We start from the raw sequence: 15,894 nt of genomic DNA, 5'->3' as shown, positions 1-15,894 counted from the left end.
CCTCCGCACCCGCGGAGGTCCTCAGCTGCCCCGGGCCGCTACGTCGGGGAAGGGCCCGCTACTTCGCGGAAACGCCGGTCAGCCCCCGGGTCTGGCCTCCGGAGGCCGGCTTGAGCTGGACCCAGCCGGCGGTGCTGGGAACGCCCTCCTCGTTGAGGAGGAAGAGCATGTAGTAGCCGGGCGGGGCGGCATTGGCCGACGGGGGTGCCTGGAGTTCGATGAAGCTGCCGCCACGGCTCTTGATCCGCAGATCGAGATGGCGCTGGCTGGTGTTGACCGAGTGGGTCGCGGTGGTCGGCGCCAGCAGAACGGCGCGGGTGACCGATGCGGCCGTATCGCTGCTGACGGTGATCTTCTCGTTGAAGTTGACGGACGGGTTGAACACCTGGCCGAGGTGCGGACGGCCGCCCTGCTGGAGGTAGGCGGGTTCGTAGATCTCGATGCTGCCGTTCATGTCGTCGGCGACGTCGGGATCGTTGGCGAGCTGCTGGAGTTCATCACCGGTGACCATGACCCGGCCGTCCGGGAGCACCACGGCGTTGGAGTGGTAGCCGCGCGGCAGCCGCTGCGCCGGGCCGAGCTTCCAGTTGCCGTTCTCATCGCGCAGTTCGACCTGGCGGTACTTCGGATCCGCGTTGGGGTTGTACGGGCCGTTGCCGTAGTCGCGGATGTCGTAGGCGCCGTTGACGGTCATCAAGGTGGCGTCCGGCATGAGCAGGGTGTTGTCCTGGGTACGGCCGAAGGCTCGCGCCTTCTCCTTGCTCCACTGGTTGCCGACGAACTGGTACGTGTTCGGGTCGTCCCGGTCCCCGCCGAGCACCAGCACCGAGTCCGGGCCCTTGAAGCCGGCCGGGAGCGGCACGGCGGACCCGTAGTTGCGCGGCATGCCGTCCGGGCGGGGTGCCAGGTCCGTCCGGGTCTCGCTGGTGATGTCGAACTTCCACTGCTGGTCGGGGTTCCGGCCCAGCCCGTAGATCTTGCCGTCGCGCAGCGAGAAGAGATGCGGATAGTCACGCTTGTACGGGGCGTCGGCCCTGAACCGCTCCGGCGCCCAGTTCACCGGCCGGTCCGTCTTGGCCGTGGGTACGGGGTTGCTGAGGGCGGGGAAGCGCTCGACGATCGGGGTGGGGGTGCCCCAGCCGAGTTCCGACTGGCCGGACATGATCAGCTGCCGTCCGTCGGCACCGGTCACCACCGACGGGTACCACCGGCCGGTCGCCATGTCCTGGTTCTGGTACCACCTCTCCTCCCATGGGTCGAAGACGAGGGAGAGCTTGGCGCCGCTACCGCCGTTGCCGCCGAGGTTGCCGCCGAAGACGCCGAGCATTCCGTTGGGCAGGAAGGAGTGACCGGCGCAGAAGAACGGCGCGGGGCGGGGCTGGTTCAGCCCGTCCGGCATATTGATCACCGGCGGTGTCACCTTGGTGAACGAGCCCGGGGCGGTGCCCTTGGCCGGATCCCACAGATACGCGCGGCCCGCGTTCTCCTTGCCGATGGTGTCGGTCGGCGCGGGCTCCTTCTGCGGGTTGTTCTCGATCCGCTCGAAGGAGAACAGCAGCACCTTGCCGGTGGGGAGCATGGCGATATGGGCGGCGAAGTCCGGGGACTGGAAGTACTCCCGGAACCGTCCGGCGTCCATCGGGTCGAACCCCGCGTTGACCTGGGCCTGGGAGGCGCCGAGGGCCTTGAGCCGCTCCGTACGGGTGGTCTGCGGGTATTCGCCGACGGCCCGGATGGCCCGCCTGGTCATGGCGTGCTCCTCGGCGTGGTCGGCGCCGATGGCCCGCGCCTCGTCAGGGTCGGCCTTCGCGGAGTCGGACTTCGTCCGTTCTGCCTTCGCCCGGCCGGTCTTCGTCCGGTCGCCCTTCGACGGGCCGGTCTTCGTGCGGTCGCCCTTCGGCGGGTGGGTGTGCGCCCGGCCGGCCGAGGGGGAGTCACCGCCGCTCCCGTGAGCGGCGGCCGGACCGGCGGACAGCACGGTGAAGGTCAGCGCGGAGACGGCGCATACGGAGATCGCGGTGGACAGCGCCCTCCTGGACGACGGCCCGGACAGCTTTCTGTGGGACATGGAACTCCTAGCGAGAGAGGGACAGGGCCCGCGCGGCGGCTGTCGCGGCAGCGTCGTGCCACCGGCCCCGAGGGCGAACACATGGTGTGAAGAGATGGCTACCCTAAGTGTCGGATTGCCGACTGTCCGCTGTCGCGCGATGCCGTGCAGGCGGGTGAGGCTCCCGGGGCCAAGCGGGTCAAGGCCCTTGCGGACGAGGGGTTTCGTCGCGGCGCACCTGATCGGGCAAGGGGGGCCTCCGGTGCGTCCACCTTTCCGGTGATTCACATAGAGCGTCACCATGACTACTGTCCGTGACTTGCGGCAGGTGTGGCCGCTGCCCGCCGCCCCCTGGCCGCTGACGGACAGCCGCTGCCCGGTGTCCGCCGTCCGCAGACCACTGTCCGATGGTGCTGATCGCCGTCCGCTGATCATTGACCGCTGATCATTGACCGCTGAGGAGAAGGCATGGCAGAAGCGCTGAAGCTACGGGAGAGCGACGACATCCAGGGTGATGTGATCGCGGGCTTCAAGAAGGACCGTATGACCCTGCTCTTCCTCAAGTTCGAGGACCCGACGCGGGCGCGGACCTGGGCGAAGCGGCTCGCGTCCCAGATCTCCACCACCCGGCAGGTCGCCACCTTCAACGCGGCGTTCCGCCAGGCCAGGCAGGCCACCGGCGGCGATGACCCGCAGAGCCTGAAGGCCACCTGGACGAACGTCAGCTTCACCTACGAGGGTCTTAAGGTCCTCGTCGGCGGCAAGGACCCGCTGCCCTCGGTCCGGCAGGGCGGCACCCTGGAGGCGTTCAAACAGGGGTCGGACAAGCGCTCGCTGGGGGACACCGGTGACAGTTCCCCGGAGAACTGGCTGTTCGGCGACGGCAAGGGCCAGACCGTCCACGCCGTGCTCACCGTGGCGTCCGACACCGCCCAGGGGCTCCAGGAGGCGCTCACCGACCAGCGCGAGGCAGCCGCCCAGGCCAAGATCGTGATCGTCTTCCAGCAGGACGCCGCCACCCTGTCGGGCACCCGCCGAGGCAAGGAGCACTTCGGCTTCAAGGACGGGGTCAGCGAGCCGGGTGTGATCGGCTTCGACGAGCCGGACCCGCGCGATCCGGCGTACGTCAAGGATCACCCCGGCACCCGGCTGATCCCGGCAGGCGAGTTCGTCGTCGGCCACGACCGGGTCGGCGGGATCCCGTACGACGAACTGCCGGAGTGGGCCGCGAACGGCAGCTTCCAGGTGGTGCGCAGGCTCGCCCAGGACGTCCCCGGCTGGTGGGCCCAGGTCGCCGCCCAGCTGAAGGTTCTGCGCAAGGCCAAGGTGGTCCCGGACGAGGCGACCGGCGAATGGCTGGCCGCCCGGCTCGTGGGCCGCTGGCGCTCGGGCACCCCCGTCGCCAAGTGCCCGCACGCCGATATGCCCGACAACGCCCTCGCGGCTCAGGACAACGACTTCGGCTATCTCAACGACCCTGAGGGATTCACCACCCCGCTCTTCTCGCATCTGCGCCAGACGAACCCCCGGGACGGCCTCCAGGAGAAGCCGGGCGGGCCCCCGCTCCCCGAGAACCCGGTCATGGACCGACGCCGGATCATCCGCCGCGGCGCCCCCTACGGGGCACCCTTCGACCCCGCGTCGGACGGCCCCGGCGGCCCCGACCACCCGCGCGGGCTGCTCTTCGTCTGCTACCAGTCCGACCTCGTGGAACAGTTCGAGTTCATCCAGAAGCGCTGGATGAACGAGCCCGACTTCCCGCCGAACCGCCCCACCAAGCCCGGCCCCGACGGGATGGTCGGCCCCAACGGCGAACTCGCCTTCGAGACCCCCGACGCGACGACCGGGCTGAGCTTCCAGCCGTTCGTCACCACCGAGGGATCGGTCTACGCCTTCGTCCCCTCGCTCACCACACTGCGGCTGCTGGGCGAGGGCCGCCTCACCGACAAGCTCCCGAGCGTCGTCCGCCCGACCGACGCGTTCCTCCCGATCCCCGATCGCCAGCGGGAGCAGGGCAAGAGCTGGTACTGGGCCTACGGGACCGGCAGCGGCGGACCGGTCTGCCGCACCATCTCGATCGCCGACGGGTCCGCGCACCACGACGTCGAGGAGCGCCCCGACCGGCCGCTGACCACCTGGCCCTGCTACACCGGGGTGTCCAAGGTGGACGCGATCCTGCCGGTCCCGGACGAGCAGCGCGTCAACGGCCGCAGCCGCTACTGGCTGTTCCACACCGTCGAGGGCCGTCAGGTCTACCGGGTGATCTCGGTCCTGGACGGAGCCGAGTCCGGCCTCGCACCCGACGCGGCCACCGCCGTCGACCGGCCCGACCGGCCGATCTCGTCCTGGGCCTCCTTCAACGGAATCGAGCAGGTGGACGCCTTTCTGCCGGTCCCCGACATGCAGCGGCGGAACGGGCAGAGCCACTACTGGCTCTTCCACTCCACCCCCGGCCAGCAGGTCTACCGGCTGATCTCGATCGCCGACGGCTCCGCACACCACGATGTGATCGAGCGCGGCGACCGCTCGCTGAGCCTGTGGCAGTCGCTGGCGGGCATCTCCCGGGTGGACGAGTTCCTCGCCGTGCCGGATACGCAGCGCGTCAACGGATTCAGCCTGTTCTGGGTGTTTCACCAGGACAAGTACCGCATCATCTCCATCGCCGACGGCTCCGGGCACAGCGACCAGGTCGTGGTCGATGACCGTTCGATCGCCCTGTGGAAGTCCCTGACCGGCTGAGGCCCGCCGATGGCGCGGGTGACGGCCGCCCGCGCCACGGTCGTGTGTACGGCAGCGGGGTGCGGGCGCCGGCGTGCGGGGCGCCGCCGTCCGGGCCCGGGTCACTACCCGGCCGCCCTTGCCCGTACGCGCCAGGGGTCAGCGTCGTCCGGGTCCGGGTCCGGGTTCGCCGACTCAGGGGTCGGGTCCGGGTCCGCCGGGTCCGGGTCAGCGCCCGGCCGCCCCCGCCCCGGCCGGGCTCGTCGCGACCGCCCCCGCCGCCACCCTCCCCGCAGCTCCTCGCTCCGCCGCCCTCGCGGCCTCCACCGGATCGCCCCACACATCCATCGGGACGACCCCGACGCTGCGGCCCTGGTCGTCCAGCAGCCTGCCCGTCCGCTTGATGTACCCGAGCGTCACGGTCCGGTCGACGACCTGCACGGCGGGAAACCGCTCGGCCAGGAGGAGTTCCAGCCGGTGACTGTCGTTGAGCGTGCGCAGCCACGCGTTGTGGTGGAAGTTGCCCGCGCTGCCGGTGAGGAGGGCGCAGGCGCGGGTCTCGGGGACGGCGGTGAGGCCGTTCGCGATCGAGTCCAGTTGATCGGCGGGTGCTCGCGCCCACAGCGTCACCGGGATCGGCCACCCCGACAGCGTATGGGCGACATCGCAGCGGAACACCAGCGCCCGGACGGCCACCATCGACCGCAGCCGCCGCTGTACGGTGCTGATCGCGCACCCCACCTCCGAGGCCAGTTCCGTCAGCGAGGCGCGGCCGTCGCGGCCCAGCATCCGCAGAAGTTGGCGGTCCACCTCGGGGAGCGGTCTGACCGTGCGGGTGCCGGTGAGCGCCGGTGAGCCCATCCGCTCCAACTGCCGGGCGTCCAGCGCCCTGAGCCGCCAGTCGCCGCCCAGCGCGTACGCCCTGGTGACCAGATGGGTGCGGGTGGACCGGACCCCTGCCACGGCCCCGATGGCGTCGTGCACATAGCGCGAGAGCGCGTGCAGGCCGGGTGTCGCCACGGTCAGCAGCAGGTCGTGGGCGCCGCTGGTGTGCTCCACGCTGATCACATGGGGCCAGCGGGCCAGCGTGGCGGCGGTGGACAGCACCCGCCCGGCCTCGCAGTCGACCGCGATGAACGCGGCGGTCCGGAGCAGGCCCGCCGGGTGGGCGGTGACCCAGGCGACTCCCGCCTCCGTCAGCCGTGCCCACCGCCGCGCGGCGGTGACCGGGTCCACCCCGAGGGCGGTGCCGACCTTGGACCAGGGAGCCCGGGGATCGAGTTGCAGGGCATGGATCAGGGCCAGGTCCAGCTCATCGGGGTCGGTGGCAGATTCCTGCATCGATGGAACCCCCCTTAGCACAATCCTGCGATTTTCGATCCATCACGGGCCTTCGGCAACACAATGCCCTACCGGAGGAACCGGTGCCCCCATCGAGGAGTGATCCGTGACGATTCTGGAAGATGCGAAGGAGTTGCAGGGCGATCTGGTGCGGCTGCGCCGGGCCCTGCACGCCGAACCCGAGATCGGTCTGCACCTGCCCCGTACCCAGGAGAAGGTACTCGCCGCACTGGACGGGCTCCCGCTGGAGCTGACCACCGGTACGGCGCTCAGCTCGGTGACCGGCGTTCTGCGCGGCGGCCGGCCGGGTCCCGCCGTACTGCTGAGGGGCGACATGGACGCGCTGCCGGTCGCCGAGGCCGGCGGGCTTGACTACGCCTCCCGTATCCCCGGACAGATGCACGCCTGCGGCCACGACCTGCACACCGCGATGCTGGTGGGGGCCGCGAAGCTGCTGTGTGCCCGCCGTGAGGCGCTCGCGGGCGATGTGGTGTTCATGTTCCAGCCGGGCGAGGAGGGATACGACGGCGCCCGGCTGATGATCGATGAGGGCGTCCTCGAAGCGTCCGGGGCGCGGCCCGTCGCCGCGTACGCCCTGCATGTGGCGCTCGGGCAGGCGGCGAACGGGGTGTTCAGGACCCGCCGGGGCCCGCTGCTCGCGGCCTCCGATTCGGTCCGGGTGACCGTGCGCGGCCGGGGCGGGCATGGGGCCGCCCCGCACCTCGCGCTCGATCCCATCCCCGCGGCCTGCGAGATGGTCACCGCCCTCCAGACCTTCGTGGCCCGCTCCTTCGACACCTTCGAACCCCTCGTGCTGACGGTCGGCGTGTTCCAGGGCGGCACCGCGAGCAATGTGATTCCGGACCAGGTCAGGTTCGACGCGACGGTGCGGACGTTCTCGGCCGAGACCCAGACGCGCGTGAGAGAGGGGGTGTTCCGGGTGTGCGAGGGGGTCGCCGCCGCGCACGGACTGAAGGTGGAGATCGACTACACCGAGGAGTACCCGGTCACCGTCAACGACGACACCGAGGCCGAGTTCGCCGCGGGCGTCGTCGCGGACCTGTACGGCGAGCAGCGGTTCAGCTGGATCCCCCAGCCGGTGCCCGGAGCCGAGGACTTCTCCCGGGTGCTCGCCGAGATCCCCGGTGCGTACGTCTTCCTCGGCGCCGTGCCCGCGGGCACGGGCGGTGCGGTGCCGGGCGGCACTGCGCCGGGCGGCACTGCGCCTGGTGGTGGGGCGCCCTCCGGCGCCGTTACCTCCGGCGCGGGCACCAACGGCGCCGGTCCGATGAACCACTCGCCGCTCGCCGTCTTCGACGACGGTGTGCTCGCCGACGGCGCCGCGCTCTACAGCGAACTCGCGCTCCGCAGACTCGCCGCCTGAACACCGGGCCCCCGAGAACAGGAACCCGCCATGCCCCTCGCCACGCCGTCCACCGCGAAGAGACCGGACCGCCCCGGCTGGTCAAGTAAGCCCGTCGCAGTGCTGCTGCCCCTGCTGTTCATCGAGTTCTTCAGCGGTGTCCTCCAGATCTACTTCATCCCCCTCTACCCCTCGCTGTCCCGGAAGTTCGGCGTCGACGCGGGCACCCTGGCGTGGGCGCTGACCGTGTTCACCATCTCCGGCGCGCTCGGCACCCCGCTGTTCGCCAAGCTCGGCGACCTGTACGGCCACCGCCGGATCCTGCGGATCGTGCTCGGCCTGGTCGCCCTGGGGTCCCTGATCATCGCGGTCGCCCCGAACTTCGGAACCCTCCTGGCGGGCCGCTTCCTCCAGGGCCTCTTCCCCGCGTTGCTGCCGCTGATGTTCGGCCTGATCCGCTCACGGTTCGACGCCGACGTCACGCGCCGCGCCGTCGTCTACCTCACATCGTGCCTGCTGTTCGGCGGACTGGTCGGGGCGATCGCCACCAGCCAGCTCGTCAAGATGGCCAACGGCCCGGACTGGGTGCTGTGGATCCCCGTCGTGGGCACCGTGATCGGGTCCGGCCTGCTGTGGCTGGGGCACGAGGACACGGTCCGGGACCCGGAGGCGCGCGTCGACTGGGCCGGGGCGGCGCTGCTCGGTACGGGCCTCGCCTGTCTGCTGCTCGGGCTGAACCAGGGCCCGTCCTGGGGCTGGTCCTCCGTGCGCATCGTCGCCGCGCTCGGCCTGGGGGTCCTGGTGCTCGCCGCCTGGGTGATCGTCGAACTGCGCGTCGACCAGCCGCTCGCCGACCTGCGGTTCCTGTTCCGGCCCCGGCTGGTGCCGGTGTACGTCGTCGGGGCGGGGGTGTACTTCGCGGTCGAGGGCGGACAGATGGCCAACTCGATGTTCATGGGCCTCGAACTGGGACTCAGCGCCTCCGAGATCGGTCTGATGCTCATTCCCAAGATCGGCCTCGCGGTGCTGACGGCGGCGCTGAGCGCACCGCTCAGCCGCTGGATCGGATTCTCCTGGATCATGGTCATCGGCAGCGCGTGCGTCGCCGTCAACGCCACCGGGCTCATCTTCTTCCGGGACTCGGTCGCCGAGTACCTCGTCTTCGCGATGCTCGGCACGGCGGGACTGGGGTTCGTCGCCGGATCCGCCCGTGCCGTGATGGTCGGCGAACTCCGGCAGCGGGAGATGTCCACGGGCCAGGGCGTCTACCAGCTCTCCATCGTCATCGGGGCCGCGATCGGCAGCGCGGTGCTCGGCGCGATCTTCGCGGCGAACCTCCACGACGGCACCATCCCCACCGGCCGCGCCTACACCCTTGTGTGGATGGCCCAGGCGACGATGGCCCTCGTCGCCCTGGTCGCGGCCCTGATCCACACGACGCGGACCCCACGCGGCCGGGCCACCGCTGTTCCTGAACGAGCCGCCGCAGGGTGAGCCGTCCTTCGGCACCGGGCAGCGGCGGGCCGGGTGCCCGTCCGGACCCAGGGGGTGCGGCACGGAGCGATCCGCCGTCGCCGCCGGGCGGACACCGTACGCGGCTGTCACGTTGTCCCTGTCATGAGGCTGCCTCCGGGCCGATCGCCGGGCCGATCGGTCCGGAGGGGGCCGATCGGAGTTCATCTGCTGACGGCCGTCACGAGCGACGTCAGGAGCAGGGGTGGAGAGCGTCGTGGGCGGTCCTACCGAGGCAGACCTCAGGGCGCTGGACGGCTCCCGTTCCGTCGAACGCGGGTGTGTCCGGCGGGGGCGGCTCGGGGCTCGGGGCGATCCAGGCCCTCCGCAGGGTGCCGGGAAACGGACAACACCGTACCGTCGATAACAGCAAACTGTTGTCATCGATTCACCAGACTGTTAGCGTTGATCGCATGGATGCCAGATCGGCGATAATCGAGGCGGCGGCTGCCCTGCTGGCACAGTCGCCCAGCGGCGAGGTGTCCACCCGGGCGGTGTGCGAGGCGGCCGGGGTGCAGCAGCCCGTGCTCTACCGGTTCTTCGACGGCAAGGACGGTCTGCTCGCGGCGACGGTCGACCACGTCTGGGATCAGTACCTTGAGACCAAGCGCACGGCCGAGAAGTCCGAGGACCCGCTGCGGGACCTGCGAGCCGGCTGGGACAGCCACACCGCGTTCGCGCTCACCCATCCCAACGCCTACCGGCTGATGTTCTCCCCGACGCTGCGCTCCGAGCCCGAAGCGGCCGAGGAAGCCATGCGTATCCTGCGCGGGGTTCTGGAGCGGCTCGCTGTGCTGGGACGCCTCCGCGTGCCACCGGATGTGGCCGCGCGGATGGTCATGTCCGCGAACACCGGGGTCGCGCTCGCCCTGATCACCCGCCCCGCGCAGTATCCCGACACGAGCCTGTCGATCCTGGTCCGCGACGCGATCCACCGGGCCATCCTGCTCGACCCCGCCACCGACACCTCGGCGGACGATGTACGCCGGGCGGCCGCCACCACGCTGCTGTCCTCGCTCGACGGGCTCACACCCGAGCCCTTCACCGCCGCGGAGTCGGGACTGCTCGGTCAGTGGCTGACCCGGCTCGCGGACCCGGGCCGCACGAGCTGACCTCCTGCGGCGCATCGGCTGACCTTTTGCACCGCATCGCCGGACCCCGCACCCACACACACGTGACGCGCGGCGCATGGTGCATGGCGTCGGCCGGCCGTGAACCCACTCAAGGAGGAGACATGAACAACGACACCGCGCGCGTCGCCCTGATCACCGGCGGCTCGGGCGGCATCGGCCGGGCCGTCGTCGAGCGCCTGGCGCGAGACGGCTCCGCGGTCGCCGTGCACTACGCGGGCAACAAGGCCAGGGCCGAAGAGACGGTCACCGCGGTGACCCAGACCGGCGGCCGGGCCATCGCGGTGAGCGGCGATGTCGCCGACGAACACGCCATGGCCTCGGCGTTCGCCGCCGTGGAGCAGGAGTTCGGGGGCATCGACGTCGTGGTGAACACGGCAGGCATCATGCTGCTGTCCCCGATCGTCACCCTGGACCTCGACGACCTCGACCGGATGCACCGCATCAACATCCGCGGCACCTTCGTGGTCTCCCAGCAGGCGGCCCGGCGAGTACGCCCGGGCGGCGCGATCATCAACTTCTCCAGCACCGTCACCCGCCTGGGCTTCCCGACTTACGGCGCCTACGTGGCCGCCAAGGGCGCGGTCGACGCCATGACTCCCGTACTGGCCAGGGAACTGCGCGGCAAGGACATCACCGTCAACGCCGTAGCCCCCGGCCCCACCGCCACCCCGCTGTTCCTCGAAGGCAAGGACCAGAGCACGATCGACAACCTCACCAAGGCGCCCCCGCTCGAACGCCTGGGCACCCCACAGGACATCGCCGAGGTGGTCGCCTTCCTGGCGGGCCCGGCCCGGTGGGTCAACGGACAGATCCTCTACGCCAACGGCGGCCTCGCCTGACCCCGGTCCGCCCCGGCGGACCGGGCAACCGTACCCTTCCTCAAGGAGTCAACGGGTTCGAGGAGTCAACGAGATCGAGGCCATCAGCGACACCGTCGCGATCACTGCCGTTGGGCCGGCGGTCGGAACGGCCGGCTCTTGAGCGCCCGCCGCCGGATCATCGCCGCCTGGGCCGGCCTGTGCCTGGCCGGCATCGCTGCCACCTCCGCCCTCGACACCGAACCGCACCCGGGCGAGCCGATGTCCCCCGTCGAGGTGCCGACACCGACAGGTACGTACGCCATCGACTGCCAGGAGATCGCCGACAGCATCGAACAAGCCCGCGCCGGGGCCGAACGCGAGCAGCGGGAAGCGCTCAAGCCGTCCGCGACCCCTGGGTACCAGATCACAGTCAGGGACGTGGCGATGCCCAACGAGTGCGCGGACGAACTCGAAGACCGCGGCTTGAAGACGCGCTGAGGCTGCCGCCCGGCGCGGCCGTGTGCCCGGCCTGATACGCGACGGGCCCCGCAGGAGAGAGAAGCAGCCCAGCTCCGGACGCCGTACCGACCAGGGTGAAGCAACGGCAAAGAGCGGGACCCAGTGAAACTGGCTCCCGCTCTCTCCTGTCGGCATCCGCTCTGAACAGCGCTTGATTTCCGCTGTTCCCAGGCGAGTGCCCCCGGCAGGATTCGAACCTGCGCACACGGCTCCGGAGCCCAGGTGTGCATGGGCGGGCATATAGCCTCTGACCTGGTGCGCAGGTGCCCCGGCACGGTCGCTCGACACGTGATCATTACGTCGTCATTACGAGGCTGTCTGCCGTGTGATCCGAGTGGGCTGTAGCGTCGGTGCCATGACTTCGGGCGCTGCGGGTGGGACGGGGTTCACGGCGGAGGCGGCGGGTGTCGTCCTTGCGCAGGCTTGCGGGGCGGCGGAGCTGGAGCCAGCGGGGGCGGAGTTGCTGAGGCTTGGCTCCAACGCTGTCTACCGGCTGACCGCTTCGCCGGTGATCGTTCGTATCGCGCGAGATCGGGACGCTCTGGCGGACATGGCGCGGGTGGTCCGGGTGGCGCGGTGGCTGGAGGCGGAGGGCTTCCCGGCTACTCGGGTGGTGCCGGGGCTGGAGCAGCCGCTGACGGTGGACGGCTGGGTGGTCACCTTCTGGGAGAGCGCCCAGGACCGCGAGGAGTACGCGGACCTGGCGGAGTTGGGTGATCTGCTGCGGCGGCTGCACTGGCTGGATGAGCCGGACTCGCTCGGGCTGTCGTACTACGACCCCTTCGCCGAGGTCTGGGATTCGCTGCGGGAGCTGCGGGGTGTCGACGGGGATGACCTCGGGTTCCTGGAGGAACGCGCGGGCAAGATCCACAAGGAGTACGACCGACTCGACTGGGTCCTCGACTTCGGGATGATCCACGGAGACGCGAACGTCGGTAACGCGCTCCGTGACAGGAGCCGGCGGCCTCTGCTGATAGACCTCGACGGCTTCTCGCTGGGTCAGCGTGAATGGGATCTCGTCCTCACCTCGCTCTACTACGAGCGCTTCGGCTGGCACACCCGGACCGAGTACGAGTCGTTCGTCCATCACTACGGTTTCGACCTGTTGAACTGGCCCGGCTATCCCGTGCTGGCTGACCTGCGAGAACTCAAGATGACGCTCTGGCTGGGCCATCAGGTGACCACCGACCCGAGGTCGGCCGAGGAGTTCACTCGGCGCGTACGGACGCTTCAGACAGGCGGCAGCCGACGGGACTGGCAGCCCTTCTGACTCGATCAGCCGCGAAGCTGGTGTCCGGCCGCGATCCAGAGCCGGTGTTCCTCGGCCTGATCGCGGAACTCGCGCACGACTGCCGTCGTGTCCGCCCGTGACAGGTTCCTGCGGAACTCGGCGAGGTAGCTGACGCACCGGGCCGACTTCAGTTGCTCGCCCAGGTCGAGAGCGTCCGATGCCACCCGGCAGGCTTCTTCCGGATCACCGGCATGCATGTGGGCGTCGGCGAGAACCATGGTCGCGAAGAAGTCGCTCCGTACGTGTGTCCCGCTGACCGCGTTCTCCGCGTGAGCGACCGATTGGCGCGCGCTGCTCACGTCGCGGAAGCAGTGGGCGGCCTCGGCAGCGAGTTCGATGTCATCGAAGTAGGTGATCCACTCCGGCTCGTCGTCGGTGTTGCGTCGCTCCAGTGCCTTGGTGGACTCGGACAGGGCGAGTTCGCACGCGCGGGTGTCCCCGGTGCGGGCGAGGGCTCGGGCTTCCATTGCGTGGAACTGAGCCATGAGGGTCGGCGTCGCGACGTTGGAAATGCCCATGCGGGCGCCGCGGGCGAGGGTGGCGGCCTGGGTGTAGTGGCCGAGGAACGTGGCCTGGTGGCTCATGGCGGAGAGGATGCTCCCCGCGAGACGGCGGTCGTTCCCGTCCTGGGCGAACCGGAGCGCCTGGAGGAAGTACCGCTGGGCAAGACCGTGGTGGCAGGCGTCGTACGACATCCATCCGGCGAGGAGCGTTGCCTCGGCGACCGTTGCGAACAGGGCGCGGCCTACTGCCTGGGTGTACTGGCCGGAGAGGAGCGGCACGACATCGCGGCTGAGGTACTGAATGAGGCTCTGCCGCGCGTGATCTCCGCCGAATCGGTCGTCGAGCTGGACGAACATGTCAGCCGTGGACTTGATCATTGCCACATCGGCGAGACCGACCCTGGGACTGTCTGTCGTCGGGCGGGCGGGGAAGGACGCTTCGGGTGCTACGAGCCAGCGGAGCGAAGCTTCACTCCATGCGGGCTCTGAGGGAGCGGACGTGAGCAGCGGCTCGTGTCCGCTGAGGTCGGCACGCCATAACTGATCGACGTTCGCGAAAGCCGCCTCAGGACTGTTGGGATAGCTCGCGTTCAGAAGGTCGTCGTCCTGGCGAGTCAGGTTGAGGCCGAGTTCGACGGCGCTGACGCCAAGGGCGTCACACAGAAGTGAACCGTAGAACTCATCGGGAACGCCGTGGCCGTTCTCCCAGCTTGCGATGCGGCGCTTCACGCTCGCATCGGACGGCAGGGTTTGACCACGTCGGGCGGCCGCTTGACGCAGTTCTCGGATGAGGCGCGGCTGACTCCAGCCAAGGTTCTTCCGTGCGCTGAGCAGAAGGGCGCTGAAGGGCTGTGTCCGGACCGTTGTCTCCGCCTCCTTCGGCTGGAGTGCCTGACATGGGTTTTACCTCCCTATGAATATAGGGAGTTGGGGAGAATTGCGCCTCCCGCGTGGGGTGACGAGGGGCGGGGACGTTGACCCGGGGCTCGTCACCCCGTGTCACCTCTCGTCATCTGCCCAGTTCAGGGCCTGGTGGCGAGGCTGGTTGCACGGCGGCTCGGCAGGTCGTCGTACGACCGACTGAGGTGGACGACGTGCAGACGATGACAAGGCGAGGCATCGAGTGGCTTTCCGCTGCGGCTGACGACCCGGTGACGTGCCGGGCGCATTGGGAGGACAACCCGCGGGGGCCTCATATGTTCTCGACCGGACGCCTTTTCGATGTGGTGGCGATCGAGCAGCGGACCGGGATGGAGGTCTTCGACCAACTGGTACGCCGGGGGATGCCGCTCGGCCCGGTCATGGTGGATATGAAGGCGAGGCGGGTCGGCTTCTTCCTCGTCTCACGGTCCCGCGAACGTTTCGTGAGTCTTCTCGCAAGGGAAGCCGAGGGCGGGCCGGTGCCTGCGTACAAGTACCTGGAACTCGGGTCCTGTGTCGTGACACCCGGACCCATGCCCATGGCCGGCGACCGCTACCAGTGGCTCACCGCACCCGCGCGGCGACCGGAGGCTTCGCCCCTCCGGGTGGTGGCCTTGGCGGTCATGTTCGTCGCTGCCGCTCGGCTGCTGGAGCGGGTCGACCGGTACGGAGAGCAGTACCCGACCCCGGAGGCGGCCGTCGCGCAGGAACTGGTGGAGGCGCAAGCCGATGGACGGTGATGCTGCCCAGTGGTCGCCTGCCGACAGCGACACCTGGTACGCCGCGCGGAACGCGACTGCCGCTCTCCGGGACGTACTGGTCTCGGCGGCGATGGAGAAGGACTTTCCCTATCTGCAAGCGCAGGTGAACGCGTTCGGGCATGGGCTGGTCGAACTCGGCCGCGTATCCCCCGAAGGAGCGGAACGGCTGGCGGAGTTGCTGAGGCGCGCGCTGGCGTGCGAGTTGCAGTCCGACGGGGGGAGCTGCGGCCTCCAGACGGACCGCTGAACGAGTCGAGGGATCGGCAACCTGAACGGGGAAGAGAGGCGAAGGATCATGACAGACCGGCGAGGAGTGATCGCGAAGCGGGCCGAGGACCTGTTCCCGGGAGTGTCCTACGTACGGGGCTGGGCCGACGCTGCTCGTGGTGCCAGCGCTCTGGCGGACCAGTTGGCCGCGCTCGGGCTCGACTCGGACTTCCCGGGCCTCAAGGCGGATGTGAACGTCAACGGCGACGGGCTGGTCTGCCTGGGTGCCGTACGCCCGGAGGCGGCTGAGTTACTGGCGCGGGCCCTCGCTACCGGCCTCGCCCTGGAGATGGGCGACCGAGCCGGCACCCCGCCCGGAGAACTCTGCCCTGAGTCTCCCGCAGCCTGAACGGCTGCCCCTGCTCCGGTCCGCCGAGGTACGAGACTCCCTCCTTCGGCAGACCGGCCCTGGGCCCTGCACGCCGCACCCTCCCCCCCCAGCGGTCGGCGTGCAGGGTCCATTCATGTAGTCGGCTGGAGAGTGTTGGGCCGGTGTCCTGCCCGGTCCGGGGTCGAGCAGGATCAGGGGGCCTCACGCTGGCCCGCGAAATCGGGCAGCCCCTGGCCTGCCCGCTGATGTGCCCGATGGCCCCCTGGTCCTGCTCGGCGAGGGGCCCGGATCGGGGAGGTGGCTCAAGACTCGTAGGCCGACGGCCCCTGTGACAATGGCGGCCCGGCCGCCCGGACGGGACCGGCGCCCCAGCGCCGCAGCCCGGAC

13 protein-coding genes are annotated in these 15,894 nt (G+C 70.0%); 10 read left to right on the top strand and 3 right to left on the bottom strand.

What is annotated here, in order from left to right; genetic code table 11:
* Positions 1 to 58: 58 nt before the first annotated feature.
* Entirely contained in the window at positions 59 to 2,068 is a 2,010-nt protein-coding gene (locus ACWF94_RS13765) for a galactose oxidase-like domain-containing protein (RefSeq protein WP_453487543.1), read from the bottom strand.
* Between the two features lie 447 nt (positions 2,069 to 2,515).
* Between ACWF94_RS13765 and ACWF94_RS13760 the strand changes: the two genes are divergently transcribed.
* The gene (locus ACWF94_RS13760; protein ID WP_453487542.1) at positions 2,516 to 4,786 is read left to right on the top strand and encodes a Dyp-type peroxidase; all 2,271 of its coding nucleotides are present in this window, start codon (positions 2,516 to 2,518) and stop codon (positions 4,784 to 4,786) included.
* Between the two features lie 207 nt (positions 4,787 to 4,993).
* On the opposite strand, the gene ACWF94_RS13755 is transcribed toward ACWF94_RS13760, so the two are convergent.
* Entirely contained in the window at positions 4,994 to 6,106 is a 1,113-nt protein-coding gene (locus tag ACWF94_RS13755; protein WP_453487541.1) for an Lrp/AsnC family transcriptional regulator, read from the bottom strand.
* Between the two features lie 106 nt (positions 6,107 to 6,212).
* Here ACWF94_RS13755 and ACWF94_RS13750 point away from each other — a divergent pair, with 106 nt between their 5' ends.
* From ACWF94_RS13750 to ACWF94_RS13725, 6 genes are all read left to right on the top strand, one after another.
* Positions 6,213 to 7,490 carry a M20 metallopeptidase family protein gene (locus tag ACWF94_RS13750; protein WP_453487540.1) on the top strand — a complete coding sequence of 426 codons (1,278 nt, stop codon included), beginning with the start codon at positions 6,213 to 6,215 and terminating at the stop codon, positions 7,488 to 7,490.
* A gap of 30 nt (positions 7,491 to 7,520) precedes the next feature.
* Entirely contained in the window at positions 7,521 to 8,963 is a 1,443-nt protein-coding gene (locus ACWF94_RS13745; protein WP_453487539.1) for an MFS transporter, read from the top strand.
* Between the two features lie 431 nt (positions 8,964 to 9,394).
* The gene (locus tag ACWF94_RS13740) at positions 9,395 to 10,093 is read left to right on the top strand and encodes a TetR/AcrR family transcriptional regulator (RefSeq protein WP_453487538.1); all 699 of its coding nucleotides are present in this window, start codon (positions 9,395 to 9,397) and stop codon (positions 10,091 to 10,093) included.
* 122 nt (positions 10,094 to 10,215) lie between these two features.
* On the top strand, positions 10,216 to 10,953 hold the full coding sequence (locus ACWF94_RS13735) for an SDR family oxidoreductase (RefSeq protein WP_453487537.1): 738 nt from the start codon (positions 10,216 to 10,218) through the stop codon (positions 10,951 to 10,953).
* A gap of 138 nt (positions 10,954 to 11,091) precedes the next feature.
* Complete coding sequence (locus ACWF94_RS13730) at positions 11,092 to 11,412, top strand: hypothetical protein (protein ID WP_453487536.1); 321 nt, start codon at positions 11,092 to 11,094, stop codon at positions 11,410 to 11,412.
* A gap of 376 nt (positions 11,413 to 11,788) precedes the next feature.
* Positions 11,789 to 12,703 (top strand): phosphotransferase, encoded by a 915-nt coding sequence (locus ACWF94_RS13725; RefSeq protein WP_453487535.1) that lies wholly within the window; start codon positions 11,789 to 11,791, stop codon positions 12,701 to 12,703.
* 5 nt (positions 12,704 to 12,708) lie between these two features.
* Here ACWF94_RS13725 and ACWF94_RS13720 read toward each other — a convergent pair whose 3' ends face one another.
* A complete protein-coding gene (locus ACWF94_RS13720) occupies positions 12,709 to 13,956 on the bottom strand; it encodes a hypothetical protein (RefSeq protein ID WP_453487534.1) in 1,248 nt (415 codons plus the stop codon).
* Positions 13,957 to 14,330: 374 nt separating this feature from the next.
* On the opposite strand from ACWF94_RS13720, the gene ACWF94_RS13715 reads away from it, so the two are divergent.
* Genes ACWF94_RS13715 through ACWF94_RS13705 form a run of 3 tightly spaced genes read left to right on the top strand, consistent with a single transcriptional unit; the run spans position 14,331 to position 15,525 of the window.
* Positions 14,331 to 14,888 (top strand): bifunctional DNA primase/polymerase, encoded by a 558-nt coding sequence (locus ACWF94_RS13715; RefSeq protein ID WP_453487544.1) that lies wholly within the window; start codon positions 14,331 to 14,333, stop codon positions 14,886 to 14,888.
* Positions 14,878 to 15,156: a hypothetical protein gene (locus ACWF94_RS13710; protein ID WP_453487533.1), complete on the top strand. Its 279-nt coding sequence runs from the start codon at positions 14,878 to 14,880 to the stop codon at positions 15,154 to 15,156. Before ACWF94_RS13715 ends, ACWF94_RS13710 begins: the two co-directional genes overlap by 11 nt.
* A 48-nt stretch (positions 15,157 to 15,204) precedes the next feature.
* Complete coding sequence (locus ACWF94_RS13705) at positions 15,205 to 15,525, top strand: hypothetical protein (protein WP_453487532.1); 321 nt, start codon at positions 15,205 to 15,207, stop codon at positions 15,523 to 15,525.
* Positions 15,526 to 15,894: the final 369 nt, after the last annotated feature.

The sequence above is a fragment of the Streptomyces sp. NPDC055078 genome (assembly GCF_053607985.1).
This window is presented reverse-complemented; position numbering and strand designations above follow the sequence as displayed.

What these genes read in the sequence shown, in the direction of transcription:
- ACWF94_RS13755 (WP_453487541.1), bottom strand. Translation starts at nt 6,106, where the DNA reads ATGCAGGAATCTGCCACCGACCCCGATGAGCTGGACCTGGCCCTGATC.
- ACWF94_RS13765 (WP_453487543.1), bottom strand. Translation starts at nt 2,068, where the DNA reads ATGTCCCACAGAAAGCTGTCCGGGCCGTCGTCCAGGAGGGCGCTGTCC.
- ACWF94_RS13745 (WP_453487539.1), top strand. Translation starts at nt 7,521, where the DNA reads ATGCCCCTCGCCACGCCGTCCACCGCGAAGAGACCGGACCGCCCCGGC.
- ACWF94_RS13715 (WP_453487544.1), top strand. Translation starts at nt 14,331, where the DNA reads ATGACAAGGCGAGGCATCGAGTGGCTTTCCGCTGCGGCTGACGACCCG.
- ACWF94_RS13735 (WP_453487537.1), top strand. Translation starts at nt 10,216, where the DNA reads ATGAACAACGACACCGCGCGCGTCGCCCTGATCACCGGCGGCTCGGGC.
- ACWF94_RS13705 (WP_453487532.1), top strand. Translation starts at nt 15,205, where the DNA reads ATGACAGACCGGCGAGGAGTGATCGCGAAGCGGGCCGAGGACCTGTTC.
- ACWF94_RS13710 (WP_453487533.1), top strand. Translation starts at nt 14,878, where the DNA reads ATGGACGGTGATGCTGCCCAGTGGTCGCCTGCCGACAGCGACACCTGG.
- ACWF94_RS13725 (WP_453487535.1), top strand. Translation starts at nt 11,789, where the DNA reads ATGACTTCGGGCGCTGCGGGTGGGACGGGGTTCACGGCGGAGGCGGCG.
- ACWF94_RS13760 (WP_453487542.1), top strand. Translation starts at nt 2,516, where the DNA reads ATGGCAGAAGCGCTGAAGCTACGGGAGAGCGACGACATCCAGGGTGAT.
- ACWF94_RS13740 (WP_453487538.1), top strand. Translation starts at nt 9,395, where the DNA reads ATGGATGCCAGATCGGCGATAATCGAGGCGGCGGCTGCCCTGCTGGCA.